Genomic DNA, 23,755 nt, shown 5'->3' with positions numbered 1-23,755 from the left:
CTGACCTTCGACGCCACCGGACCGAACGCGGCCGGGAGGAAGGACGCTCGTGTGACAGGTCAACAGCCAGTGGACGTGCTGCTCAGCGACGGCGCCACGGTCCAACTGCGGCCGATCCGGCCAGCGGACGCACCGGGCATCGTCGCCATGCACTCGCGTTTCTCCGAGCGCACCCGCTACCTGCGCTACTTCTCGCCGTACCCCCGGATTCCAAAGCGCGACCTGCGGCGGTTCGTCAACGTTGACCACCACGACCGGGAGGCGTTCGTCGTGCTGGCCAGCGACCAGATCGTCGCGGTTGGCCGGTACGAGCGGCTGGGTCCAGCCGCCACCGAAGCCGAGGTCGCCTTCGTGGTCGAGGACGCATACCAGGGCCGGGGCATCGGATCGGTGCTGCTGGAACATCTCGCCGACGCGGCCCGGCGGGTCGGCATCCCGACCTTCGTGGCGGAGGTGCTGCCGGCAAACAACGCGATGCTCCGGGTCTTCGCCGACTTTGGCTATCAGGTGCGGCGTCAGTTCGCCGATGGTGTCGTGCACCTGAGCTTCCCGATCGCGCCGACCGAGGCGACCCTTGAGGTGCAGCGGGGCCGCGAGCATCGCACCGAGGCCCGGTCGGTCGCCCGGCTGCTCGCGCCCCGGGGGGTCGCCTACTACGGGGCCAGCGCCACCGGGCAGGGGGTCGGGGCGGCGGTCCTCGGGCACCTGCGCGACTACGGGTTCACCGGTGCGGTGGTGCCGGTGCATCCGAGCGCGCGAATGGTGGCCGGGCTGCCCGCGTACCCGTCGGCCGTCGCGGCGGGCCTGCCGATCGACCTGGCGGTGGTGGCGGTGCCGCCGGCGGCGATGGAGACGGTCGTCGCCGATGCGGCCGCCGCGGGAGCGCACGGCCTGGTGGTGATCAGCGCGGGTTTCGCCGAGGCCGGTGCTGACGGCGCGGTCGCCCAGCGCCGGCTGGTTCGGGCGGCGCACGCGGCGGGTATGCGGATCATCGGCCCGAACTGCCTGGGGATGGCGAACACCAGCACCGAGGTACGCCTGAACGCCACGCTGGCCCCGCGGTTGCCGGTCCCCGGTCGGGTTGGTCTGTTCAGCCAGTCCGGTGCGTTCGGGGTGGCGCTGCTGGCCGAGATGGAGCGGCGGGGACTTGGGCTGTCCAGCTTCGTGTCGGCCGGGAACCGGGCCGACGTCTCCGGTAACGACCTGTTGCAGTACTGGCAGGACGACCCGAACACCGATGTGATCCTGCTGTACCTGGAAACCTTCGGCAATCCCCGCAAGTTCGCCCGACTGGCCCGCGGCATCGGGCGGGAGAAGCCGATCGTCGCGCTGGCGCCGTCGGCTCACGCATCCGGTCCTGGCGCGTCGGCGGGTGTAGCTGAGGTCGTGGCCGGTGTGGGTGCAGCGGGTCCCGGTGCGGTCGGCCCCGATGCGACGGGTCCGGACGACGCCGCGATCAGCGCTCTCTTCGCCCAGTCCGGGGTGATTCGGGTGGACACCGTCGCCGAACTGCTCGATGTCGGCGTGCTGCTGGCCAACCAGCCGCTGCCCGCTGGCGACCGGGTGGGGATCGTCGGTAACTCCTGGGCGTTGACCGGGTTGGCCGCCTCCGCCGCCACCGCGGTGGGGCTCACCGTCGCCGACGGTTATCCCCGCGACGTCGGGCCAGACGCCGGGGCGGCCGACTTCGCCACCGCTCTCGGCGCCGCCGTGGCCGACGACGGGGTGGACGCCCTGGTGGCGGTCTTCGCCCCGCCGCTGCCGGGCCAGCTGCCCGACGCCGAGACCGACCTCACCTCGGCGCTGCCCGCGGTGCTTGCCGGCGGCAAGCCCACCGTGACGACGTTCCTGGCCGGACGCGCCCCCTCCGGGGTGCCCGCGTACTCGAGCGTAGAGGAGGCGGTGCGTGCCCTGGGGCAGGTGACCGCGTACGCCGGATGGCTGCGTCGCCCCACCGGCACGCACCCGGAACTGGCTGACGTAGACGGGGACGCGGCCCAGGCAGCGCTGCGGCCGGAGACGTTCGACCCGGTTGGGCTGCTCGCCGCGTACGGGATCAACGTGGTGGAGTCGGTGCTGGTGGCGTCGGAGCAGGAGGCCGTCGCGGCGGCGCGAAAGCTGGGGTACCCGGTGGCGATAAAGGCCGCCGCCCCCGGTCTGCGGCACCGGCTGGACCTGGGTGCCGTCCGCCTCGACCTCCCCGACAAGGCGCGAGTACGACGCGCGTACGTCACGATGGCGGCGGAGTTTGGCGCGGATGTCCTGGTCCAGCCGATGGTCCCGGCCGGAGTGGCCTGTGTGGTGGAGCTCGTGGAGGATCCGGCGTTCGGGCCGGTGGTGGGCTTCGGCGTGGGGGGTGTCGCCACCGAGCTGCTCGGCGACCGGGCCTGGCGGGCGGTGCCACTGACCGACCGGGACGCCGCCGAGTTGGTGGACGAGCCCCGCGCGGCCCCACTGCTGCGCGGTCATCGTGGGGCGGCGCCGGTGGACCGGAAGGCCCTGGCCGAGTTGCTGCTCCGGGTCGGACGGCTCGCCGACGAGCAGCCTCGGGCCCGCACCCTGACGCTGAACCCGGTGCTGGCCCGGCCGGACGGCGTGTCGGTGCTGCACGCCACCGTACGGCTCGGCTCCGCTACCGTCCGCCCCGACACCGGCCCCCGTCGCCTGTGACGCGAGTCCGTGCGGCTTGGCCTTGAGCGGACGGTTCCGGAACTGGTCGCGCCGGTCAGCAGGCGTACGCCTCCAGGCGCTGTGCCCGCTCCGGGGCGCGCAGCTTGTGCAGTGTTCCCTTCTCGATCTGGCGGATCCGCTCTCGGGAGAGGCCGAATTCCCGACCGACCTCGTCCAGGGTGCGCTGCCGCCCGTCGTCCAGCCCGAACCGGAGCCGGATTACCGCCTGCTCCCGCTGGGAGAGGGTGGCGAGCACCCCCCGCATCTCCTGGCGCAACGTGCCACTGCTGGCGGTGTCCTCGGTCCCGGCGGTCGAGTCCACCGCGGCGACGAAGTCGCCGAGCGGGCTCGCGCCGTCTTCGCCGAAGGTCTGGTCCAGGCTCACCGGCTCCCGGTCGTAGGAGATCAGCTCGATCACCTGGATTTCCGGGATGTCCAGCGTCCGCGCCACCTCGGCGACGGTGGGCTCTCGGCCCAGCGTGACCGACAGCTCGCGTCGGGTCCGCACCATGCGGTTGACCTGCTCGACCATGTGTACCGGGATGCGGATGGTGCGGGCCTGGTCGGCCATGGCGCGGGTGATGGCCTGGCGGATCCACCAGGTGGCGTAGGTGGAGAACTTGTAGCCCTTGGTGTAGTCGAACTTCTCGACTGCGCGGATCAGGCCGAGGTTGCCTTCCTGGATCAGGTCGAGGAAGGCCATCCCACGGCCGGTGTAGCGCTTGGCGATGCTGACGACCAGGCGGAGGTTGGCCTCCAGCAGGTGGTCCTTGGCGGCGCGACCCTCGGCGGCGACGAGCTCCAGGTCGGCACGGAGCGCGACGGAGACCGGTGTGCAGGTGGCTAACTTGGTCGCGGCGAAGAGCCCGGCCTCGATCCGGCGGGACAGTTCGACCTCCTGGGCGGCGGTCAGCAGCTTCGTCCGGCCGATGGCCTGGAGGTAGGCCCGGACCAGATCGGTGGAGACACCGCGCTCGTCAGTGGCGTCCAGATCGGTGAGGGTGTCGGCGCCGCTCGTGGGGCGCATCCCGTGATCCATCATCTGTAGAGCCATCTTTCGTCTCTCCCCGTATCCACGTCTGTGCCGTGAACCGGCGCGGTTCCGCCGGTTGACATTCAGCTTGGTGCGTCGGGCGTGAAACGGGAGTGAGGCGCGATCCTCAGCGGTACCGGAGTCGGGGTGCTCGTGGTCACACCCAGCCTGCTCGGGCGGCGTACCCACCGAGCCGCATCCGGGACGCCGCCCCGGCGAGGTCCATCAGGTGGCGCAGCCGCCGTTGCAGGGTGCGCAGCGACTTCCATCGCGGCCAGTAGTCCGTTGCGAGGTAGCAGCACTGCACCGGTCTCGCCCTCGGTGGTGTCCGTCAACGGGACCAGCGCCAGCGTGACATCAGCGATGATCAGCGTGATCGGTAGCGACTCCGCTGCGGCAGTGGCGGGCATGAGCCACCCAGATGCACCTGGAACGGTCGTCCGCGCTGGCCGGGGGCCCCGGCGGGGCCCCCGGAGCGTTGTCGATCCGGGGACCCCGCCGGTTAGGTCATCGCAGGCCGTAGGCGCGGATGAGTTCCTGTCGGATGGCGAAGCCGGTGTCGGTGTCGGCGGCGGCGCGGAGCGAGATGAAGCCGTCGGACTGCTTCGGCAGCTTCAGGGTTCCGGTGTGGCGGTCGCCGTCGCCCTGGGTGAGGGTGACGGGTTTCCAGGTGGTGCCGTCGTCGTAGGAGACCTCAAGCTCCACGGAGGTGATGGTGCCGGTGCCGGAGCCGCCGGGCTGTGGCCTGGGGGTGATGCTGATTTCCTGGCGGGTGCCGGCCTCGACGTCGCCCCGCAGGTCGGTCTCCAACTCGTAGTCGAGTTGCAGCAGCGTGAGCGGGACGGGGTCGGACGGGTCAGCATCATTGGTGCTGGAGATGAAGTCCCACTCGGTGTGGGTTCGGGTCGACAGTCGCCACTCGTCGGCCGAGCGCGACGCGTCCAACACCAGCCGGTACGGCAGCGTGCCGGCCGGCACCTCCCTGTCGACTAGGTGGGAATAATTCTGGTCTTCGTGCAGCAGGGTGTCGCCCTGATACAGCTTGATGTGCTCTTGCGGGGGTGGCCCCATCATCCCGCGGTACTCGAGGGTGGTGCCCGACGGGCTCCAGGCGGCCGGGTTGAGAGTCATGGAGTCCTGGTGCCGACTGTTCTGGGTCCAGGCTGACTGGTTGAAGGCCGGTCGAATGGCGGGTGCGAACCAGTCGACTCTGTTGGTCGTGCCCTTTGTGTAGGTGTGCGGGTCCGCCACGGCGGTAAGCTCACGCTGTAGGCGGGTCTCGATCCAGGGGATGTCCGGGGTGACCCACTCGGTGCGGGTGCTGGGATACCACTCCGGCTCTGGGAGTCCGATTGGGAGGCCGAGAGCCGCGTCGGCGCGGTAGCCGGAACCTTCGGTGTCCTGGACTGCGTGGTATCGGGCGTCGATTCGGGCCAGGTCGCTATGGCTGGGGTGGTAGGTGAGGGGCTGGTCCGGCACCTGTTCCCGCCAGATCTGGGCCAGGTCGTAGATGGTGTCGGCGTACTTCTTCTGGGTGACCTTCAGTGGCGGTATGCCGTGTTCGGCGAGTGTGGCCAGCAGGTCTCCGATGTCGCGGTGGACGCTGGCCACCGGGATAGGTGATTCGCCGACATCTTCGTAGAGGATTCCGGGGTTGTCGTTGGCGACCAGGAGTAGCTCGGCTCCGGCGGCTGCCGCGGCGGCGGCCCGGTCGGGTGCGCTGACCTCGTCGCTGCGGGTCACCACGGCGACTCTGCCCTCGACGTCAAGGTCGGTGTAGTCCTCGGGTGCGCCGGTGCCGGCGTAGACGGGGCTCAGCCACTGTTTGCCGGTGGTGATGGTGCTGCCGGGTTGGACCACGGCGTCGATGGGGAGCAGGCCGAGGGCACGCAGGCTCAGGACCGGCTCATCCTTGCGCCACTTCGCTGCCATGGCGAAAGAGTTCTCGGTGCTCTTCTCGGTCGGTAGGACGTACACGTCATCGTATTCCGGTGCGATGACGTGTACGTAGTAGTCAGGGGCGGCACCGGTACCTGTGTCGATGATGTACTGGAGTAGGCGCTGTCGGTCTTGGGTACGTTGGGGTGTGGTGGTGTCGAGGAGTCGGGCCTGGCTGGCGTCCAGGGTCACCTCGGCCGGTTTGTCGAGCACGGTTTCCGGGGCGGCCAGCAGGGCGAGGCCGAGGGAGTCCGCTCGTTCGCCCGGAATCTCCGCCTTCGTCTCCACCATGTAGGTCCCCGGCGTGAGGCGTAGCGTCCGCTCGCCATTGACCTCGACATATCGGGACCACCAGTCGTCGTCCTCCCGCACCCTGACGTATGCCTGCGTGGGGTCGCCGTTGCGGTCGCGGACTTTGATGGTCAGGCCGTAGCGCTCCTCTTCCTTGAGGAGGCCGAGGGCGGTGCGGGTGATGGTCACACCGGTGGTGGGGTCGGTGCCGACGAGGTAGCCGGTGTGGGAGCCGATGGCGATTCCACCCGGGTCGGCGGTCACCGGGACATCCACCTGGCCGCCCGCTGGCACGGTCACCTTGGAGTCGTTGAGGGTGAACGCGTCACTGCCGGTGGTGGTCAGGTCGAGGGTGACCGGGGTGGTGCCGCTGTTGGTGAAGGTGACCGGCTCGGTCACGGGGGTGTCGGTGGGCTGGTGTGGCCATTCGAAGTAGCCGATGAACGCCGATCCGGCGGCGCGTACGGTGCTGTCCACGGCCGCTGCCACATCCAGTCGGCCGGTGCCGACCTGGAACGCGGTGTAGCTGTCGCTCAGCGTCTCGGCACTGCTCATCAGGGCGTCTTTGAGCTGCTGGCCGGTCCAGTCGGGGTTTTGCTGGGCGAGGATGGCCGCCGCTCCGGCCACGTGTGGGGCCGCCATGGAGGTGCCGGTCTTGAATGTGTACATGCCGTCGCCGGTGCTCTGTTGGGAGCGGGCGGCGTTGACGGCGACGCCGGGGGCGGTGAGATCGGGCTTGAGTCCTCCGGTGCCGGCCAGTGGTCCGACGCTGGAGAACCAGGCGAGTTGGTCCTGTTTGTCGACGGCGCCGACGGTGAGGGCGCTTTCGGCGTTGCCGGGTGTGCCGATGGTCATTCCGTTGTTGCCGGCCGCGATGACGAAGAGGGTGTCGTGCTGCGCGGAGAGGGCATCCACCGCGAGGGTCATCGGGTCGAGGACATCGGTGCGTGTCGCGTTGCCGAGGCTCATGTTGACCACGTCGGCGCCGGATTCGGCGGCCCACTGCATGCCGGCGATGATCCAGGAGTCGTAGCCGTTGCCGTAGTTGTTGAGGACTTTGCCGATGAGTAGGTCGGCTCCGGGTGCGACGCCGGTGTTGTCGCCGTCGGAGGCCGCTCCGGTGCCGGCGATGATCGAGGCAACGTGGGTGCCGTGCCCCCGTGGGTCGGTGGTGTCCTCGTCGGGGACGAAGCTGACCGCGTCCTGGATCTGGTCGGTGAGGTCGGGGTGGGTGGGATCGATGCCGGTGTCGAGGACGGCGACGGTGACGCCGTCGCCGTCGTAGCCCGCGTCCCACGCCTCGGGGGCGCCGACCTGGGGGACGCTGTCGGCGAGGGTGGTGGTCACCTGGCCGTCGAGCCAGAGTTTGGGAACGCCGCTGGCGCGGGTCTGACCGGAGCCGGCGGTGAGGGTGGTCCAGAGGGTGCGGGTGTCTTCTTTGTCGGTGGTGAGGGCGTGGCCGTTGATGGCGGGTAGGTCGTGGGTGAGGGTTGTGCCGTGGAGTGCGGTGGTGGTGGTGCGTGCTGCTGCTTCCGGAGGATAGGTGGCGATCAGCGGTATGTCGGTGGTGTGGGCGTCGTCGTAGTCCATCTCGATCAGGTCGGTGACGTTGAACAGTCGCTGGTCGAGTTGGTCGTTGGCGAGGAGGGGGAGGGCTTCGTCGGGCAGGACGAACAGGTCGTCGCCGTGTTGTTGGATGCTGAAGCCGCCGGTGGCGTCGTCGGGTTGGTCGACCTCGGTGATGGTCTTGCCGTCGGCGAGGGTCCGGAGGGTGACGACGTCGCCGGTGACCAGAGTGACGGTATGCGTCTCCGGAGCGGCGAGGGGGGCGGTTGTCGGGGGTGGCCCGGCGGTCGCGGCGGCCGGATCGATCGCGGCGGTGGAGGCCGCGATCATCCCGGCTGCCACGACGGCGGCGATCAGCCGCCGCCGTGACCCGCCAGCGGCGAAGGGGCTTGGATGGGAAGACATAGGCATAGTTCTACCTATCGCGCCCGGAAAGGTAAACACTCTGTGAGTGTTCAGCTACTCGAACGAGGTGATCTGTGGCGGCCCCGGTGCCGGTCGGTCGTCGCCGCGATCAGAGGTCGAGCAGGATGGTGCGTGGGCCAACGTTCACGCTCTCCACCCGCATCTGGGCCCGGAAGCGGCCGGTCTCCACCTTGGCCCCACGGGCGCGAAGCTCCTCGACGACCGTGGTGATCAGGGGCTCGGCCACCTCTGCTGGCGCGGCGGCGGTCCAACTCGGGCGGCGGCCCTTGCGCGCGTCCCCGTAGAGGGTGAACTGGCTGACCACCAGGATCGGGGCACCGAGGTCGGCTGCCGACCGTTCCCCGTCGAGGATCCGCAGCTCGTGCACCTTGCGAGCGAGGGTCCGGGCGGTCTGCGTCGTGTCGGAGTGGGTCACCCCGAGCAGCACCAGCAGGCCGTCGTTGATCGCCCCCACCACCACGTCGTCAACCGCGACCCGGGCTCGGCCGACCGTCTGCACCACCGCCCGCATCAGTCCACCACCGGCCGCGTCACTCCACCACCGGCTCGACGAAACCGCGCTCCACCAGATGGGCCACGATGGGCCCGGCTGCCTCCGCCAGCTCGCCCGGTGCCACATCGTGCGCGGTGGCGAGTAGGGCGAGCTGATCGCGCAGCGGCAACCGCCCGTCCGCCCCGCCGACCAGGGCCAGGACGATCGGATCGATCTCCTCGGTCCAGCGTAGGCCGCGCGGCATGGCGAGCAACTGCCGGTGGACCGACCACCCCTCGTCGCTCATGGAGGCCTCCTGCCGTAGCTGGAGGTCGCCGGCGGCCCGGTACCGTGCCGCGAGTAACCCGTCGGTGTCGCGGACCCGGAGCCACTCCTGGCGGTCGAACCACTCGGTGACGCGGTCGCCGAGCGGCGCCTCGACCAGCTGGCGCAGCTCCTCCACCCGGACGACGGGGTCGTCGTGGCCGGAGCGGCGCAGCGAGACGATGCCGAAGCCGATCGCCTCGACCTTGTGCGCGTCGAACCAGTCCAGCCACTCGGCCATCCGCTCCGGACTGGCTGTCTCACCGACATCGGAGAGCCACAGGTTGACGTACGCCATCGGGTTGGCGACCTCGCGCTGGATCACCCAGGCGTCCAGCCCAGTGCCGGCGAACCAGCCGGAGACCCGCTCGGCCCAGTCCTCACCGGTGACGTGCACCCAGTTCGCGAGGTACTGCATGGTGCCGCCCTCGGTGAGCAGGCTCGGGGCGGCGGCAGCCAGCTCGGCGCCGATCGCGTCGCCCACCCGCCCGGAGTCGCGATAGACGTGCGTGGTGGTGCCCGGCCCGACGACGAACGGCGGGTTGCTGACCACCAGATCGAAGCGGCGCCCGGCGACCGGGGCGGTCAGGTCGCCGCGGAGTAGCTCCCAGTCCTGCCCGTTCAGGGCGGCGGTGGTCGCGGCGAAGCGCAATGCCCGCTCGGAGAGGTCGGTGGCGGTGACCCGCCGGGCGTGGGTGGCGAGGTGCAGGGCCTGGACGCCGGAGCCGGTGCCCAGGTCGAGCGCGGTCTCGACCGGCTGCCGGACGGTCGCCCCGATCAGGGTCTGGGTGGCGCCGCCGATGCCGAGCACATGCTCGGCCTGCAACGCTCGGCCGGGGTGGGTGCTGGCGGGCGCGTCGGCGAGTACCCACCAGTCGTCCCCGTACGGCTCCAGGTCGAGGCCCATCCGCAGGCCGTTGCCGTGCCGCTCGACCAGGCCACCGGCGAGCGCCTCCTTGATCGGCAGCGGCGCGAGCGCGGTGGCGACCGCCTCGTACGGCTCGGTCTGTTCGCAGACGAAGAGCCGGATCAGGGTGGCGAGGGGATCGCGGTCCTCGGTGGCGCGCAGCGCGGCACGGAAGTCGTTGCGGGCCATGCCGCCGGTCGCCTGCGACCCCAGCCGGCCCGCGATCCCGTTCGAGGTGAAGTTCGCGCGGGTCAGGGCGTTGCGCAGCGCCGCCACGCCGGCGGGGGAGAAGAGCATGTCATCTGGGTCCACGTCGCTATCCTGCCCGCCGTCGACATCGCCGTGGGCGGCACCCGCCGGACTTCGGCCGCAGGTGTCAACCGGGAGCGTCGGGGTGGAGCCCGCCTGCTGCGCAGTTGCTGCGGCCGCTGCCCCGCGATCGGGCTGGGCTGCCCCAGCTCACAGCGCGGTGGGGCTGCCCCGGCCCACGGCGAGGCCGGGGCTGTCCACGTGGGCCACCCGGGACCCGTCCGGCATGTCGGCGATGGTGAAGGGCCCGTCCAGCCCCGGGTAGCTGGGGGCGTCGAGCGGGACGACGTGTAGCTGCACCTGCGGCGACTCGGCGCAGGCCACAGCCGGGAACCGGCCGCCGCACACGCCGCTGCGGCCGATGTGGGCGTGCCGGGCGGGTGGCCAGCCGTGGCCCTGCGCGGAGGCCCGGCTGCTGTGGAAAGCCGAGTTTGCGACCGGTCTGTGGCCTGGGGCCCCTACCGGCGACCCGTCGGGCAGCCTGGGGAGTAGGACCTCGCGCGCACGAATCGGGCGACCGTCGCAGCGCCGGAGGGCGAGGTGACAGGATGAGGGGGATCCCCGAGGAGGTCCGTGGTGAAGCGTCCGGCGTACCAGCCGATCCTGATCACCGACGCCCCGCGCAGCCAGGACGATCAGCTCACCAGCCGCCAGAAGCGGTACGTGCTGATGATGGGCGTCCGGGTCGCGTGTCTGATCGTCGGTGCGATCCTGGTCGGCGCAGAGGCCCCCATGCTCTGGCTCTGGCTGCCCCTGGCCGGCCTGGGCATGATCCTGATCCCGTGGCTGGCCGTGCTGCTGGCCAACGACCGGCCACCGAAGGAGAAACACCGCCGCGGTGGCCGGTTCCGGCCGCGGTCCCGGTCCTTGGCGGACCCGACACCGACGAGCCTCACCGCCGAGGAGCAGCCACGCAAGGTCATCGACGCCGAGCAGTGACCGGCGTCAGGCCGGTGGTCGGGCCCCCACCCGGCCGACCGCCGACGCGCCCAGGTCCCCGGCCCGCTGCAGCACCGCCTCCGGGGCCGCCCCGGTCAGCCAGGTGGAGAGCAGGCCGGCGGCGAACGCGTCGCCGGCCCCGGTGGGATCGACCACCGCCATCCGGCGGGTCGGGGTTACCGCGATCATGGCGTCCCGGTCCACCCAGACCGCGCCGGCCGCTCCCCGTTTGACCACCACCCGCCGGGCCGAGGCGGAGAGCACCCGCCCCTGCGCCGCCGGGTCCAGCCCGCCCGCCAGCACTCGAGCCTCCGCGGCGTTGACCAGGAGCAGGTCGATGCCGCGTACCCAGCTCAGGAAGGCCGTCGCGCCGACCCGTTGCAGCGGCGCCGCGCTGGCCGCGTCCACGCTGACCGACAGCCCCCGCTCACGGGCGGCGGCCAGTGCGCGTAGCCCGGCCGGCCGGGATCCGGCATCCAGCAGGGTGTAACCGGACAGGTGCAGATGGCCGGCGTCCGGCGCGGCGTCGAGAGCGGCGTCCACCGCCGCCGGCGGGAGCCACAGGTTCGCTCCCCGCTCGGTGACCATTGTGCGTTCGTCGCTGGTGGCCAGCACCAGGACCGTTCCGGTGGGGACCTCGGACACCTGGGTGACCGCACAGTCGACCCCGCCGCGCTCCAACTCGGCGACCCGGTCCCGGCCGGGACCGTCGTCGCCCACCGCTCCGACCAGCGTCACCGGCATGCCCAACGCGCCCAGCCAGGCCGCGGTGTTCGCCGCCTGGCCACCCCCGGTGAACCGGATTTCGGCCGGCGTGTCCGACCCGGTCATCAGCGGCCCGCCCAGCACCGCCACCACGTCGGTGATCAGGTCGCCGACGACGACCACCCGGGGTGGCGTCATGCCTGCCGGGCAGCCGACGCGACCGCGATTCGCGCGGCGAGGTCGGCGTTGCGCAGGATGATCCGGATGTTCACCGCGAGGCTGGCCCCCTCGGTCGCGGAGTGGAAGTGAGCCAGCAGGAACGGGGTAACCGCCTTGCCGGTGACCCCCGCGCGCCGCAACAGCGCCAGCCCTTCGGCCAGGGTGCGATCGTGCAACGCCGGGTCGAGCTGCTCGTCGGTCGGCAGCGGATTGGCCACGACCAGGCCGCCGGAGTGCAGCCCATGCTGTTCCTGGGCGGCGAGCGCCGCCGCCACCTGCTCCGGCGAGTCGACCGACCAGTCCAGGTCGAACCCGCCGTCGGTCAGGTAGAAGCCGGGGAAGCGGCGGGTGCGGTAGCCGACCACCCCGACTCCGAGCGTCTCCAGGCGTTCCAGCGTGGCGCCCGAGTCGAGAATCGACTTCACTCCGGCGCAGACCACGGCGATCGGCGTACGAGCCAGGGTCGTCAGGTCGGCGGACTCGTCGAAGCTCTGGGCCGCCTCCCGGTGCACGCCGCCAAGACCGCCGGTGGCGAATACCCGGATCCCCGCCGCCGCGGCCACCGCGCTGGTGGCGGCCACGGTCGTGGCGCCGTCCGCGCCGATCGCGGCGGCCACGGCGAGATCACGTACGGAGAGCTTGGCCACGTCGTCAACGGTGGCTAGTCGGGTCAGCTCCGCGTCGTCGAGACCGACCACGAGCTGTCCGGCGATCATGCCGATGGTGGCCGGTACCGCGCCGGCGTCCCGGACGGTTTGTTCGATCTCGCAGGCAACCCGAAGGTTGTCCGGCCGGGGCAGGCCGTGCGAGACGATGGTGCTCTCGAGCGCTACCACGGGACGGCCGATGCGGAGCGCGTCGGCGACTTCGGCACCGTGCCGGAGATGAAAGGCGGTCACAGTGTCCCACCGTACGGCGTCGGTCAGTCGGGCTCGAAGTAGACCGGGCAGAGGGTGACCTGCCAAACTTGGCGGGTGGAGGTATGGAAGTGAGCACACAGGTTCTCGAGCGTCCCGAGGTGAAGGACGCCGACACCGGCCCCGAGATGTTCCACTACGTGCGCAAAGAGAAGATCGCCGAGAGTGCCGTGATGGGCACCTACGTCGTGGCGCTCTGTGGCGAGACGTTCCCGGTCACCAAGTCGGCCAAACCGGGCTCCCCGGTCTGCCCCAAGTGCAAGGAGATCTACGACTCAATGCGCGAGTGAGTCGCGCGAACTGTGGCGGTGCCCACCGCTCCGTCCCCCCTGCGCCGACCGTGGCGTCGAGTGGGGCGTACGGCGCTCGCTGGTTATGCTGGGCCGGCCCTCGCGGCACTGCGCGCGGGGGCGTTTTCATGGGCGGCGGCGGCGCCGATGCCGGTACGGCTCAGGGGCGTGCGTTCGTAACCCGCGATCCTCGGTCGGGGCCGTCCCGCCGGCGGTGAGAGGAGCTTCGCGTGGCAGCCCGGACGCCAACGCTCGAGACGTTCCCAGCCCTGCGCGCCTGGCAGCGCCGGGCGCTGGTGGAGTACCTACGTCGTCGGGAGCCGGACTTCACCGCGGTGGCCACGCCGGGTGCCGGCAAAACCACGTTTGCGCTGAGGGTCGCCGCCGAGTTGCTCGCCGATGGCAGCATCGAGGCGATCACCGTGGTCGCCCCGACCGAGCACCTCAAGACCCAGTGGGCGCAGGCTGCCGCCCGGGTCGGCATCCAGCTCGACGCCGCGTTCCGGAACGCGGATCTGCACTCGTCGGCCGACTTCCACGGGGCGGTGGTCACCTACGCCCAGGTGGGGATGGCGCCGCAGGTGCACCGGCGGCGCACCCTGACCCGGCGCACCCTGGTCATCCTCGACGAGATCCACCACGCCGGCGACTCCCGGACCTGGGGGGACGGGGTGCAAGCGGCCTTCGAAGGCGCGGAGCGCCGGCTCATGCTCACCGGCACCCCGTTTCGTTCCGACGACAACCCGATTCCGTTCGTCAGCTACGAGCGGGTCGGGGACGGCCTCCTGCGTTCCCGCGCCGACTCCGTCTACGGCTACGCCGATGCGCTGCACGACGGCGTGGTACGCCCGGTGCTCTTCCTGGCCTACTCGGGGGAGACCCGGTGGCGGACGAACGCCGGTGAGGAGCTGGCCGCCCGGCTCGGGGAGCCGATGACCCAGGACCTGATCGCGCAGGCGTGGCGGACCGCGCTCGATCCGGCCGGCGACTGGATGCCGCAGGTGCTGCGGGCGGCGGACGCGCGGCTGACCGTGCTGCGCAACGCCGGGATGCCTGACGCCGCTGGGCTGGTGATCGCCAGCGACCAGCAGGCCGCCCGGTCGTACGCGAAGCTCATCGAGCAGGTGACCGGGGAGAAGGCCGCCGTGGTGCTCTCCGACGACGCGGGGGCCTCGGACCGGATCGCGACGTTCGCGACGACTGAGCAGCGTTGGCTGGTGGCGGTCCGGATGGTCTCCGAAGGGGTGGACATCCCGCGGCTCGCCGTCGGCGTCTACGCCACCAGCGCCAGCACCCCGCTCTACTTCGCCCAGGCCATCGGGCGGTTTGTCCGGGCCCGCCGGCCGGGGGAGACGGCGTCGGTCTTCCTGCCCAGCGTCCCGCACCTGCTCGGCCTCGCCAGCGAGATGGAAGCCGAGCGGGATCACGTGCTGGGCAAGCCGAAGGAGCAGGAGGGCTTCGACGACGACCTGCTGGAGCGCGCCCAGCGGGACGACCAGGCCAGCGGTGAACTGGAGAAGCGGTTTGCCGCGCTCTCCGCGACCGCCGAGTTGGATCAGGTGATCTTCGACGGCGCATCCTTCGGCACCGCCGCGCAGGCCGGTACGCCGGAGGAGGAGGAGTACCTCGGTCTGCCCGGTCTCCTCACCGCCGATCAGGTGGCCATGCTGCTCTCCAAACGGCAGGCAGAGCAGCTCGCCGCGTCGCGACGCCGCAGCACCGCACAGCCGGCTGAGCCGGCGGCTGTCGCCCCACCGGCGCCGATGAGCGCGGCGCAGCGCCGGGTGGCGCTGCGCCGACAGCTGAACGCACTGGTGGCTGCCCGGCATCACCACACCGGCCAGCCGCACGGCAAGATCCATGCGGAGCTTCGCCGTCGCTGCGGTGGTCCGCCCAGCGCCCAGGCGACGATTGAGCAGCTGGAGGAGCGGATCGCGACGGTGCAGACCCTCTGACTCGATCCGCACTTGGTCTACGGAGGCAGAACAAGCCAGACCGGACAAGAGTGCAGGACAAGACGAAGCCGGCCGGGCGCCCACATGGGCGCCCGGCCGGCTTCGTCTTGTCCTGGTGCGGATCCTCAGTTCATCAGATCGGCGCCACGCCAGCTGAACTCTGGGTCCGCCGCGTACCGCACGGTGATCTTTACGAGATCTTCCGCGTACTTGTTCGCGTGATGCCCGCAAAATACCAGTTCCCCGCCGCCAGCAAGGGTAATGCGGAGCTTGCCGGCAGCATTGCAGCGGTCGCACCGTTCATCGGCGGCCGGGGGGCTCACCGTCTCGGGCGGCGGCGTGAGGGTCGGGGTCATCGCCTTCCTCCTCTGGTCGTCACCGATGAACACTCTCTTCGGTCGTTGCTCACCTATCGTGCAACACCCTGATCAGGGTGCGCGTTCCCTGTGTGCCCGCGGGGGACCGAGGTCACACCTGACTCCGACAGCGTCCCTGCACCAAGGGTGCCACGTCAACGATCACAGTCAGGCAACCATCCGACCAACGGATGGGGTTGCGCGGAGAGTGCTCAAACTGACACGCTTGGTTGACATCTGCCGTGAGGTCCGGCACGGGTTCGGTCCCCATGCCCCCTTAGTCCAGGTAATCCCGGAGAACCTGGGATCGGGACGGGTGGCGCAGTTTGGACATCGTCTTGGACTCGATCTGTCGGATGCGCTCTCGGGTCACCCCGTAAACCTGGCCGATTTCGTCCAGCGTGCGCGGCTGACCATCGGTCAACCCGAACCGGAGGCGGACCACGCCGGCCTCGCGCTCGGAGAGCGTCTGCAGCACCTGCTGGAGCTGATCCTGGAGGAGTGAGAACGACACCGCGTCAACCGCGACCACGGCCTCGGAGTCCTCAATGAAGTCACCGAGCTGGCTGTCGCCCTCGTCTCCGATGGTCTGGTCGAGCGAGATCGGCTCCCGGGCGTACTGCTGGATCTCCAACACCTTCTCAGGTGTGATATCCATCTCTTTTGCGAGCTCCTCCGGAGTGGGCTCGCGGCCCAGGTCCTGGAGCAGCTCGCGCTGGATCCGGCCGAGCTTGTTGATCACCTCGACCATGTGTACCGGGATGCGGATGGTGCGGGCCTGGTCGGCCATGGCGCGGGTGATGGCCTGGCGGATCCACCAGGTGGCGTAGGTGGAGAACTTGTAGCCCTTGGTGTAGTCGAACTTCTCGACTGCGCGGATCAGGCCGAGGTTGCCTTCCTGGATCAGGTCGAGGAAGGCCATCCCACGGCCGGTGTAGCGCTTGGCGAGCGACACCACCAGGCGGAGGTTCGCCTCCAGGAGGTGGTTCTTTGCCCGCTCCCCGTCCCGCGAGATCCACATCATGTCGCGCTGCATGTCGCGGGTGAACTTCTCGTCACTCTCCTCCGCCACGCGCAGCTGCTCGGTGGCGTAGAGGCCGGCCTCGATCCGCTTGGCGAGCTCGACCTCCTGCTCGGCGTTGAGGAGCGGGACCTTCCCGATCTGCTTCAGGTATGCCCGGACGGAGTCGGCGGAGGCGGTCAGCTCCGCGTCCCGGCGGGCCTGCTTGAGGGCCTCGGACTCCTCGTCGTCCCACTCGAAGTCGTTGTCGCTGGCGGAGTTCGCCGCGTCGGTCTCGGCGGCCCGCGTCAGCTCCGCCGGCTCGTCAACCACCACATCCTCGATCTCGGCGGCCAACTCCTCCGCGTCGACCTCGCCCGCAGCCCCGCTCTTTGTGGCCTTCGTGGCCTTCGCGGTCTTCGGCGTGGCCTTCGCCGGGCCGGTCGCTGCCGCCACGGTCGCCTTGGTGACCCGGGTGGCCCTCTTCGCCGGCGTGGCCTTGGTGCCGTCGGCGGCAGCGCCCGTCGCCTTGCGGGCGGTGGCCTTCCGCGGCGCTGGGGCCGGTGCCTCGGCCCCGGTCGGTGTCGCCTTGGCGGCGGGCGTGGTGGTCTTCTTGGTGGTCTTGGCGGTGGTGGCCCGGGATGCTGGGGTGGTCGACCGGGCGGCGGCCACCCGGCGGCGTGGGGCGGTGCTGGCCGAACCGTCAACCACGACGGTCACCCCCGCCTCCGAGAGCGCCCGGAGGATCTTCTTGGCCTGGGCCGGAGTCACCTCGGCTGCCTCGACAGTGCGCGCGAGCTGTGCCGACGTGAGCTGACCGCCGGCGCTCTGCGCATGTGCGATCAAGGTGTCGGTGAGCGAGCGAACGTCGGCGCCGGTCTGGCGGGGTTCTGTCACGAATGACCTTCCGGTGGCGAAGAGCGAGCACGGCAGGGTCGTCCGGCGTGGGGCGGAGCGCGGTGCCGGGCGAGTCATTGAGCCCCCCGTGTCGCGGGCCAGCCGGTTGTCGGCGGTCCGTGGCGCGTGGGCAGGGTGAATTGTAACGCTGTCCACGGCGATCATCCGGCGGCGCACGCCGGACCGCCGGTTGGACCGCCGATTTGGCGCGGATGTGGACTTTGAAAGGATGATACCCGCATATGGTCGCGACCACCCCGGTCGTGCGGGAAGGGGACGAGAATGGTCCGCTCGGTACCGGAGCCGCGGGAACTGCTGAAGATCGCGATCGAGGTGGCGCGGGAGGCAGCCGCGACGGCGTACCGGATGCGCAGTCAGGGTGTCTCGGTGGCGGCGACCAAGAGCACGGTAACCGACGTGGTGACCGCAGCCGACCGGGCGGTGGAGCGGCAGGTGCACGATGCACTGCACCGGCTCCGGCCGGGAGACGCCGTGCTGGGCGAGGAGTACGGGGAGGCGGGAGCCGGTGCCGCCGTCCGATGGATCATTGACCCCATCGACGGCACCGTCAACTACCTGTACGGCGTTCCGCACAGCGCGGTCTCGCTCGCCGCTGAGGTGGATGGCGTGGTGGTCGCCGGGGTGGTGCGTAACGTCGTCACCGGTGAGGAGTGGACCGCGGCCGTCGGTGACGGCGCCTGGCGGGACGGGCAACGGCTGCGCTGCTCCACCGAGTCAGATCTGGGCCAGGCGCTGGTGGCCACCGGCTTCGGCTACGACCCGCGCCGTCGCCAGCACCAGGGCCGCGTGCTGGTCGAGCTGATCCCGCACATCCGCGACATCCGTCGGTTCGGCGCGGCGGCCCTCGATCTCTGCCTCGCCGCCGAGGGCCGGGTGGACGCCTACTACGAGAAGGGGCTCGCCGCCTGGGACCTCGCCGCGGGTGGACTGGTGGCCACCGAGGCCGGACTCCGGGTCGGTGGGTTGGGCGGGGCGACGGCCGGGCCGGATCTGGTGATCGCTGCACCCCCGGGGCTCTTCGCGCCGTTGCACGACCGGCTGGCCGACCTCGACGCCGCCGGCGGCCCCTGAGAACCGCTGCCGGCGGCTCCGGATCGGCCCGGGAGTTTCGGTCACTCCTCCTGGACCGGGCAGGTGCCGGGCGGTGCCACCGGTGCCCCGAGGTCACCGAGGGACTGGTTGACCTCGGTCGTGGTGGCGAGTTGCTGGAAGGCGCTGCCCAGGACGATGTCCACGGTGGCGTCGGCGCGTTCCGGGTCGTAGTCGATCGCGGCGTTGTTCAGGAAGTAGGCCCGCAGTAGGTGCGCCGAACCAACGCCCTTCGGCCCATACCGCAGGACCGCGATGTCGGTGCTCTTCTCCCCGTCGCCGGTCTCCTCGATCTGGAACTTCCGATTTCGGAAGTCGTCGGAGACCTTGCTGGCGAGGCCCACCTGGTCGGTCCCATTGAGCACCTTGATCTTTACCTCGGCCGGCTCACGGAGTGTGACATCCGCCTCCGGCCAGCCCTCCTCGCAGCCGGCACCGAGCCCCGCACCGCTCTGCGTGTCCCGGACGAGGGCGACAACGGTGAAGATCAACGCCAGGATCGCCAACAGGGCGACGACGACGAGTGCTCGCACTCGCGCAAAACTCATCAAGGTGCTCCCGGGACGGAGGAGGGCGACGGTCGTCAGCGGCGGGCGAAGCGCCCGAACGGCCGTCGGGTACGCCGCTGAGGTTAACGGTTGTCCGGCGGCGGCGTGGAAACAGCCGGACATGCCGGCGTGCCGGCCGGGAACGAGGTAGTACTACCCCTATCTTCATGTCGCCTGAGTCACATTGGGAACAACTTCCCGTGCGGAGACGTACATCTCTTCCACGAGGGCGGTATACATGCCACGCCCGCAGTGGAGGTAAGGTACCGCGCTCGCTGGGGAGTTCTCTGGCGGCGTCGACCCGACTCCTGCCGGGTCGGGTGAACGACACAAGTGGTGGCCGCCCAGCGGAACCGAAACAACGTCGTCCGGCGTTACAACCGGAAGCGACAACATCGAAATGGGAGAGTGAACCGATGGCCACCGACTACGACGCCCCGCGTCGCGACGAGGTCGACCTCGGCGAGGACAGCCTGGAAGAGCTGAAGGCCCGGCGCGTCGACTCACAGTCGGGCGCCGTGGATGTGGACGAGGCCGAGGTGGCGGAGAGCTTCGAGCTGCCCGGCGCCGACCTGGCCGACGAGGAGCTGACGGTCAAGGTGCTGCCGATGCAGCAGGACGAGTTCCGGTGTGGGCGTTGCTTCCTGGTGCACCACCGCAGCCAGTTGGCGGTCCAGCGCAGCGGCGACCTCATCTGTCGCGAGTGCGTCTGACCGGGACGCGAATGTCACCATCGGCGGCGGCTCTGTACTGGGGCCGCCGCGCACCCCGGTCGCCGTGCGGCGGCCCGGGGGGCAGCGCTGCACCCGTCCCGATCGGCCGCCAGCCCGGCGCAGTCCAGCGGAAGGTTCGGTGCCATGACCGAGCGGGACCGCGCCGGGCCGGACCGCACCGGGCCGCGCCGGGCCGGACCGCACCGGGCCGCGCCGGGCCGGACCGCACTGTCGACGAATCGGTCGGTGACGCCGACGGCCTCGGTGCCACCGTCGCGGAGCTGACCGCCGACGACGTCCTGCCGGCCCGGCGGGGGCAGCTCCTCGGTCGCCTGGTCGGACAGGCCCGGACCCGCGGGTTCGGCGACCTGTTCCGACCGAGGTCGGCGCTCGGCTGGATGGTTGACACCATCGCCGAGACCGCCCCGCACGTGCCCGTCCGGGACCGGGCCACGCTCCGCCGGCACTTCTCTGACCTGGACGGTGAGGCGCTGGCCGAACGTCTCGTCCGGGACGCCGCCCGGGCGAGCGCCGGAGTGGGCGCTGCCGGTGGTGGCGTCGCCGCGGTCGAGTGGACGGTGCCCCCGAGCCTACTCACGGCGCCGGTGCTGCTGGCCGCCGAGACGGTTGCGGTGGTGGCGATCGAACTGAAGCTGGTCGGCGAGCTGCACGAGGTGTACGGGGTGCCGCTGCCCGCCGGTGGCGCCCAGCGGGCGGTGGCGCTTGTCGTCTCCTGGTCCGGGCGGCGCGGAGTCAGCCCGATGAAGCCGGGTGTTGGAGTGAGCGCGGTGCTGGGCGCCGCAGCCCGCCGTGAGCTGCGGGACCGGCTGGTCCGACGCTTCGGCCGCAACCTCACCACGCTGGGCCCGTTCCTCACCGGCGCGGCTGTCGCGAGCTACCTCAACCGACGGGCCACGCGCGGGATGGCCGATCTCCTCCGCGCTGATCTCCGACGTCGGGCTGGGGAACCCTCCGACCCGCCGTGAGCCTGGGCGGTCGGGCGTGGCCCTGTTCTGGGAGCCACCGGCAGCCGGTTGAGCCCGGGCCGACTCAGTCTCGACCGGTGTCGGCCGCGTCCTGACCGGTGTCGGCCGCGTCCTGACCGGTGTCGGCCGCGTCCTGACCGGTGTCGGCCGTCTCCTGACCGGTGTCGGCCACGTTCCGACCGGTGCGGGACGCATCCCGGGCGGCGAGGAGCGCCTCGGCCAACGTCACCGGCTGCCGGGTGCTCACCACCCAGAACGGCGTCGGGTCAGCCGGATCGTCGAGCACCACCTGCACGGCGCCGGGGATCCACGGCCGTTGGATCACGAACGCCAGTGGGTCCGCGCCGACGCCGAGCACCTCACGACGCCCGGCGGCGTCCAACGGGATGACATCGGCGACGAATCGGGCCGGCAGCCGCGCGTCATCCACCCGCAGCTCGCCGTCGTCAACCGTCACCCGGATCCGGCCCAGCCAGAGCAGGCTCGCCAGGCATGCTGGAAGCAGCAGCACGAACGGTAGCCACGCCCGGACACCCGACGCGCCCAGCCAGATCTCGGCGGCGAGCAGCCCGGTTGCGGCGAATCCGCCCAGCCAGAGCCACCACGGCAGATCCAGCCGTTCGGTGTAGCGGGCAGCCGGGGAGGAGGAGACGCGCACGAGATGAAGGGTACGGCGCGTGCCGCGGGGAGCACCGGGCAGGATGGGCAGGTCACCCCGGAACCGGATGGAAGAGGCAACCGTGACCGATGTCGTACCCGTGCCCGTGCGGCAGCTCGACCCTGGGCTGCCGCTGCCTGCGTACGCCCACCCCGGCGACGCGGGGGCGGACCTGGTGGCCGCCGCGGATGTGGAGCTGCCCCCCGGTGGCCGGGCCCTGGTGCCGACCGGGGTGGCCATCGCGCTGCCAGAGGGGTACGTGGGCCTGGTCCACCCCCGTTCGGGTCTGGCGGCTCGGCTCGGCGTGACCGTGCTCAACGCGCCCGGTACGGTCGACGCCGGCTACCGGGGTGAGATCCTGGTCAACTTGATCAACCATGATCGGGAGGCGGTGGCTCGGATCGCTCGCGGTGACCGCATCGCCCAGCTGGTCGTGCAGCGGGTGGCCCGGGCGCGGTTCCAGCCGGCGGCGGAGCTGCCCGCGTCCCAGCGGGGTGCCGGCGGGCACGGCTCCACCGGCGGTCACGCCGGCCTGGGGTCGGCCCCCGCGACCGACGGCCGGCAGCCGGTGCCGGAGGTGTCGTGATACTCGGCGCGGGCGCATCGCCGGTAGCGAGGAAAAGTGACAGGGTGGGCGTGAAGAGCGTGAACAGCGGAGGGTGTACGCAGTGATCTTCTCCCGAAAGCGGGCCGGTGCGGAACGGCGCCCGCGCGACGAGCGGCCCGAGGCCCAGGACGCGCACGAAGCGACGAATTCGGCGGCGCTGGCCCCCGGCCCCTACGACGTGACCGAGGCGCCGGCCGGGGTGCAGCGGCTCGACCTGGGGAGCCTGCAGATCCCCGCGGTCGGCGGGGTCGAGGTGCGGGTGCAGGCTGATCCGCAGGGTGCTGTCCAGCAGGTGGTGCTCGTACACGAGCAGAACGCGCTTCAGCTCGGGGTCTTCGCCGCCCCGCGTAGCGCGGGCATCTGGGACGAGGTGCGCGAGGAGATCCAGAAGTCCCTCTCCAACGACGGCGCCACCGTCGAGGAGGTCACGGGTGCGTACGGTGTCGAGCTACGGGCCCAGGTCCCTACCCAGGACGGCCGTACCGACCTGCGCTTCGTCGGCATCGACGGGCCGCGTTGGATGGTCCGCGCCGTATTCCAGGGCAGGGCGGCGACCGACCCGGATGCGGCCGGTCCGCTGACCGTCTGTCTGGAGGGCCTCGTCGTCGACCGGGGGCAGGAGGCCCGGCCGGTGCGGGAGCCGCTGCCCCTGCGCCTGCCCCGGGAGGCCGCCGAACAGGCGGCCGCGGGCGGCTCCGCCGCTGAGCCGCAGCCGAACCCGCCGGCCTGACGGCGCTCCACCAATCGCTGGGTCCACTCCGTCGGCGTACGCTGGCGGAGCGGTCCCGGCGTGCGGTGGGCCGCTCCACCGTCGGCCGCGGGGCCGGCCCAGCCCGGAAAGGGTGACGCGGAGGTCATGTCGACCGACGAGCGACGGGGCTCGCTGCGGCGCGTGCTGCGTCGGCTCACCGCCAGCGAGGCGGAGATCGAGGCGCAGGAGCTGCTCCGGGAGAGCGCCGAGCATGGCGGCATGCCGGCCCGCCAGTGCTGCCGAGGCCAACTGGTCGCGGTCTCCGGCCGGCTCCGCACCGTGGTCTACACCCCGCGGACCAACCAGCCGACGTTGGAGGCAGACCTGTACGACGGCAGCGACGTGGTGACCCTGGTGTGGCTGGGCCGGCGGCACATCGCCGGCATCGAACCGGGCCGACACCTGACCGCTCGGGGCCGGGTCGCCATCCGAGGTGACCGTAAGGTCATTTACAACCCGTACTACGAGTTGGAGCCGCCGAAGTGACGACGGGACAGCGCCCATCGGCGCAGCCGGGCACGGGAGAGGAGGAATCGCTCCCGACGATCGCCGAGCAGATGGCCGACCAGCTGGGGGGCTGGCGCGGGTTGCTGGAGTCCAGCATCCCGGTGGTCGTCTTCGTGGTCGCCAACATCCTCGGTGAGCTGCGCCCGGCGGTGGTCGCCGCGGTGGCGGTCGCGGTGTTCATCGCGGTGCTGCGGCTGGCCCAGCGGCGGCCGGTGCGGCACGCGGTGAACGGGCTGTTCGGCATCGCGATCGGCGCGGCGATCGCCTGGCGCACCGGCGATGAGCGGGACTTCTACCTGCCCGGCATCCTCTACGGCATCGGTTACGGTCTGGCGCTGCTGGTCTCGGCAGCGATCCGGCAGCCCCTGGTCGGCTGGATCTGGTCGGTCCTGGTGGCCAAGGGCGCCTCCGACTGGCGTCAGGACCCGCTCCTGGTGCGGACCTTCACCCGGCTGACCGTGCTCTGGGGAGTGGTCTGGCTGGCGAAGGTCGGGGTGCAGGCCGGGCTCTACCTGGCCCATCAGGACACCGCGCTCGGCATCGCCCGGCTCGTGCTTGGTTACCCGCCGTACGTGCTGCTCCTGCTGATCACGGTCTGGACGGTGCGTCGGGTGACCCGGCACACCCCCCACGCCCCCCAGACCCCGGTCGAGTAGCAGCC

At 71.2% G+C, this 23,755-nt stretch carries 21 protein-coding genes and 3 pseudogenes; 11 read left to right on the top strand and 13 right to left on the bottom strand.

The genetic code is table 11. The features are described 5' to 3' along the window. Window positions 1–2,670 (top strand): bifunctional acetate--CoA ligase family protein/GNAT family N-acetyltransferase, encoded by a 2,670-nt coding sequence (locus SALPAC6_RS0111375; RefSeq protein WP_080636157.1) that lies wholly within the window; start codon window positions 1–3, stop codon window positions 2,668–2,670. Window positions 2,671–2,725: 55 nt separating this feature from the next. Here SALPAC6_RS0111375 and sigB read toward each other — a convergent pair whose 3' ends face one another. From sigB to SALPAC6_RS29380, 7 genes and pseudogenes are all read right to left on the bottom strand, one after another. Then, window positions 2,726–3,724 carry an RNA polymerase sigma factor SigB gene (gene sigB / locus SALPAC6_RS0111370; RefSeq protein WP_033666361.1) on the bottom strand — a complete coding sequence of 333 codons (999 nt, stop codon included), beginning with the start codon at window positions 3,722–3,724 and terminating at the stop codon, window positions 2,726–2,728. A gap of 136 nt (window positions 3,725–3,860) precedes the next feature. Then, window positions 3,861–3,965: pseudogene (locus SALPAC6_RS31210) on the bottom strand (transcriptional regulator TrmB); the annotation flags it as partial. A 4-nt stretch (window positions 3,966–3,969) separates the two neighbouring features. Then, window positions 3,970–4,092, bottom strand: a pseudogene (locus tag SALPAC6_RS31205) (transcriptional regulator TrmB); the annotation flags it as partial. Window positions 4,093–4,210: 118 nt separating this feature from the next. Further along, the gene (locus tag SALPAC6_RS0111360; RefSeq protein ID WP_018253538.1) at window positions 4,211–7,903 is read right to left on the bottom strand and encodes a S8 family serine peptidase; all 3,693 of its coding nucleotides are present in this window, start codon (window positions 7,901–7,903) and stop codon (window positions 4,211–4,213) included. A 109-nt stretch (window positions 7,904–8,012) separates the two neighbouring features. Beyond that, window positions 8,013–8,435, bottom strand: coding sequence for a D-aminoacyl-tRNA deacylase (gene dtd, locus SALPAC6_RS0111355; protein ID WP_018253537.1), 423 nt, complete (start codon window positions 8,433–8,435; stop codon window positions 8,013–8,015). A 19-nt stretch (window positions 8,436–8,454) separates the two neighbouring features. Beyond that, the gene (locus SALPAC6_RS0111350) at window positions 8,455–9,939 is read right to left on the bottom strand and encodes a DUF7782 domain-containing protein (RefSeq protein ID WP_018253536.1); all 1,485 of its coding nucleotides are present in this window, start codon (window positions 9,937–9,939) and stop codon (window positions 8,455–8,457) included. Window positions 9,940–10,116: 177 nt separating this feature from the next. Then, window positions 10,117–10,260 (bottom strand): annotated as a pseudogene (locus SALPAC6_RS29380) (Scr1 family TA system antitoxin-like transcriptional regulator); the annotation flags it as partial. A gap of 252 nt (window positions 10,261–10,512) precedes the next feature. On the opposite strand from SALPAC6_RS29380, the gene SALPAC6_RS0111340 reads away from it, so the two are divergent. After that, window positions 10,513–10,875 (top strand): DUF3099 domain-containing protein, encoded by a 363-nt coding sequence (locus SALPAC6_RS0111340; protein ID WP_020493573.1) that lies wholly within the window; start codon window positions 10,513–10,515, stop codon window positions 10,873–10,875. Window positions 10,876–10,881: 6 nt separating this feature from the next. Here the strand turns inward: SALPAC6_RS0111340 and SALPAC6_RS0111335 are convergent, their stop codons facing one another. Both SALPAC6_RS0111335 and SALPAC6_RS0111330 read right to left on the bottom strand, forming a co-directional pair. Beyond that, complete coding sequence (locus SALPAC6_RS0111335) at window positions 10,882–11,778, bottom strand: carbohydrate kinase family protein (RefSeq protein ID WP_018253533.1); 897 nt, start codon at window positions 11,776–11,778, stop codon at window positions 10,882–10,884. Further along, window positions 11,775–12,749, bottom strand: a complete 975-nt coding sequence (locus tag SALPAC6_RS0111330; RefSeq protein ID WP_188115231.1) for a pseudouridine-5'-phosphate glycosidase — start codon at window positions 12,747–12,749, stop codon at window positions 11,775–11,777. Before SALPAC6_RS0111330 ends, SALPAC6_RS0111335 begins: the two co-directional genes overlap by 4 nt. 32 nt (window positions 12,750–12,781) lie before the next feature. Between SALPAC6_RS0111330 and SALPAC6_RS0111325 the strand changes: the two genes are divergently transcribed. Then, window positions 12,782–13,006, top strand: coding sequence for a DUF3039 domain-containing protein (locus SALPAC6_RS0111325; RefSeq protein WP_018253531.1), 225 nt, complete (start codon window positions 12,782–12,784; stop codon window positions 13,004–13,006). Between the two features lie 230 nt (window positions 13,007–13,236). Continuing rightward, window positions 13,237–14,961 (top strand): DEAD/DEAH box helicase, encoded by a 1,725-nt coding sequence (locus SALPAC6_RS0111320; RefSeq protein ID WP_018253530.1) that lies wholly within the window; start codon window positions 13,237–13,239, stop codon window positions 14,959–14,961. A 125-nt stretch (window positions 14,962–15,086) separates the two neighbouring features. Here SALPAC6_RS0111320 and SALPAC6_RS0111315 read toward each other — a convergent pair whose 3' ends face one another. Together SALPAC6_RS0111315 and SALPAC6_RS0111310 are read right to left on the bottom strand one after the other, a co-directional pair. Then, window positions 15,087–15,317: a DUF7455 domain-containing protein gene (locus SALPAC6_RS0111315; RefSeq protein ID WP_018253529.1), complete on the bottom strand. Its 231-nt coding sequence runs from the start codon at window positions 15,315–15,317 to the stop codon at window positions 15,087–15,089. 277 nt (window positions 15,318–15,594) lie between these two features. Further along, window positions 15,595–17,214, bottom strand: a complete 1,620-nt coding sequence (locus SALPAC6_RS0111310) for an RNA polymerase sigma factor (RefSeq protein ID WP_018253528.1) — start codon at window positions 17,212–17,214, stop codon at window positions 15,595–15,597. A gap of 282 nt (window positions 17,215–17,496) precedes the next feature. Here SALPAC6_RS0111310 and SALPAC6_RS0111305 point away from each other — a divergent pair, with 282 nt between their 5' ends. Further along, window positions 17,497–18,306 (top strand): inositol monophosphatase family protein, encoded by an 810-nt coding sequence (locus SALPAC6_RS0111305; protein ID WP_018253527.1) that lies wholly within the window; start codon window positions 17,497–17,499, stop codon window positions 18,304–18,306. Window positions 18,307–18,347: 41 nt separating this feature from the next. Here SALPAC6_RS0111305 and SALPAC6_RS0111300 read toward each other — a convergent pair whose 3' ends face one another. Next, the gene (locus SALPAC6_RS0111300; RefSeq protein ID WP_018253526.1) at window positions 18,348–18,857 is read right to left on the bottom strand and encodes a LytR C-terminal domain-containing protein; all 510 of its coding nucleotides are present in this window, start codon (window positions 18,855–18,857) and stop codon (window positions 18,348–18,350) included. A gap of 431 nt (window positions 18,858–19,288) precedes the next feature. Between SALPAC6_RS0111300 and SALPAC6_RS0111295 the strand changes: the two genes are divergently transcribed. Both SALPAC6_RS0111295 and SALPAC6_RS25780 read left to right on the top strand, forming a co-directional pair. Further along, a complete protein-coding gene (locus tag SALPAC6_RS0111295) occupies window positions 19,289–19,585 on the top strand; it encodes a DUF4193 domain-containing protein (RefSeq protein WP_018253525.1) in 297 nt (98 codons plus the stop codon). A gap of 281 nt (window positions 19,586–19,866) precedes the next feature. Next, on the top strand, window positions 19,867–20,571 hold the full coding sequence (locus SALPAC6_RS25780) for a hypothetical protein (RefSeq protein ID WP_397538892.1): 705 nt from the start codon (window positions 19,867–19,869) through the stop codon (window positions 20,569–20,571). Between the two features lie 64 nt (window positions 20,572–20,635). Here SALPAC6_RS25780 and SALPAC6_RS0111285 read toward each other — a convergent pair whose 3' ends face one another. Then, window positions 20,636–21,229, bottom strand: coding sequence for a DUF3093 domain-containing protein (locus SALPAC6_RS0111285; protein ID WP_018253523.1), 594 nt, complete (start codon window positions 21,227–21,229; stop codon window positions 20,636–20,638). A 67-nt stretch (window positions 21,230–21,296) separates the two neighbouring features. On the opposite strand from SALPAC6_RS0111285, the gene dut reads away from it, so the two are divergent. From dut to SALPAC6_RS0111265, 4 genes are all read left to right on the top strand, one after another. Then, complete coding sequence (gene dut / locus SALPAC6_RS0111280; protein WP_018253522.1) at window positions 21,297–21,815, top strand: dUTP diphosphatase; 519 nt, start codon at window positions 21,297–21,299, stop codon at window positions 21,813–21,815. A gap of 73 nt (window positions 21,816–21,888) precedes the next feature. After that, window positions 21,889–22,566 carry a DUF3710 domain-containing protein gene (locus SALPAC6_RS0111275; RefSeq protein ID WP_033666363.1) on the top strand — a complete coding sequence of 226 codons (678 nt, stop codon included), beginning with the start codon at window positions 21,889–21,891 and terminating at the stop codon, window positions 22,564–22,566. Between the two features lie 126 nt (window positions 22,567–22,692). After that, the gene (locus tag SALPAC6_RS0111270; RefSeq protein ID WP_025618824.1) at window positions 22,693–23,073 is read left to right on the top strand and encodes an OB-fold nucleic acid binding domain-containing protein; all 381 of its coding nucleotides are present in this window, start codon (window positions 22,693–22,695) and stop codon (window positions 23,071–23,073) included. Further along, complete coding sequence (locus SALPAC6_RS0111265) at window positions 23,070–23,750, top strand: DUF3159 domain-containing protein (protein WP_018253519.1); 681 nt, start codon at window positions 23,070–23,072, stop codon at window positions 23,748–23,750. The genes SALPAC6_RS0111270 and SALPAC6_RS0111265 overlap by 4 nt, the downstream gene beginning before the upstream one ends. Window positions 23,751–23,755 lie beyond the last annotated feature (5 nt).

The organism is Salinispora mooreana, assembly GCF_000379065.1.
GTDB lineage: Bacteria > Actinomycetota > Actinomycetes > Mycobacteriales > Micromonosporaceae > Micromonospora > Micromonospora mooreana.
Note: the sequence above shows the minus strand (reverse complement) of the source record. Positions and strands in the feature narration are given on the sequence as shown.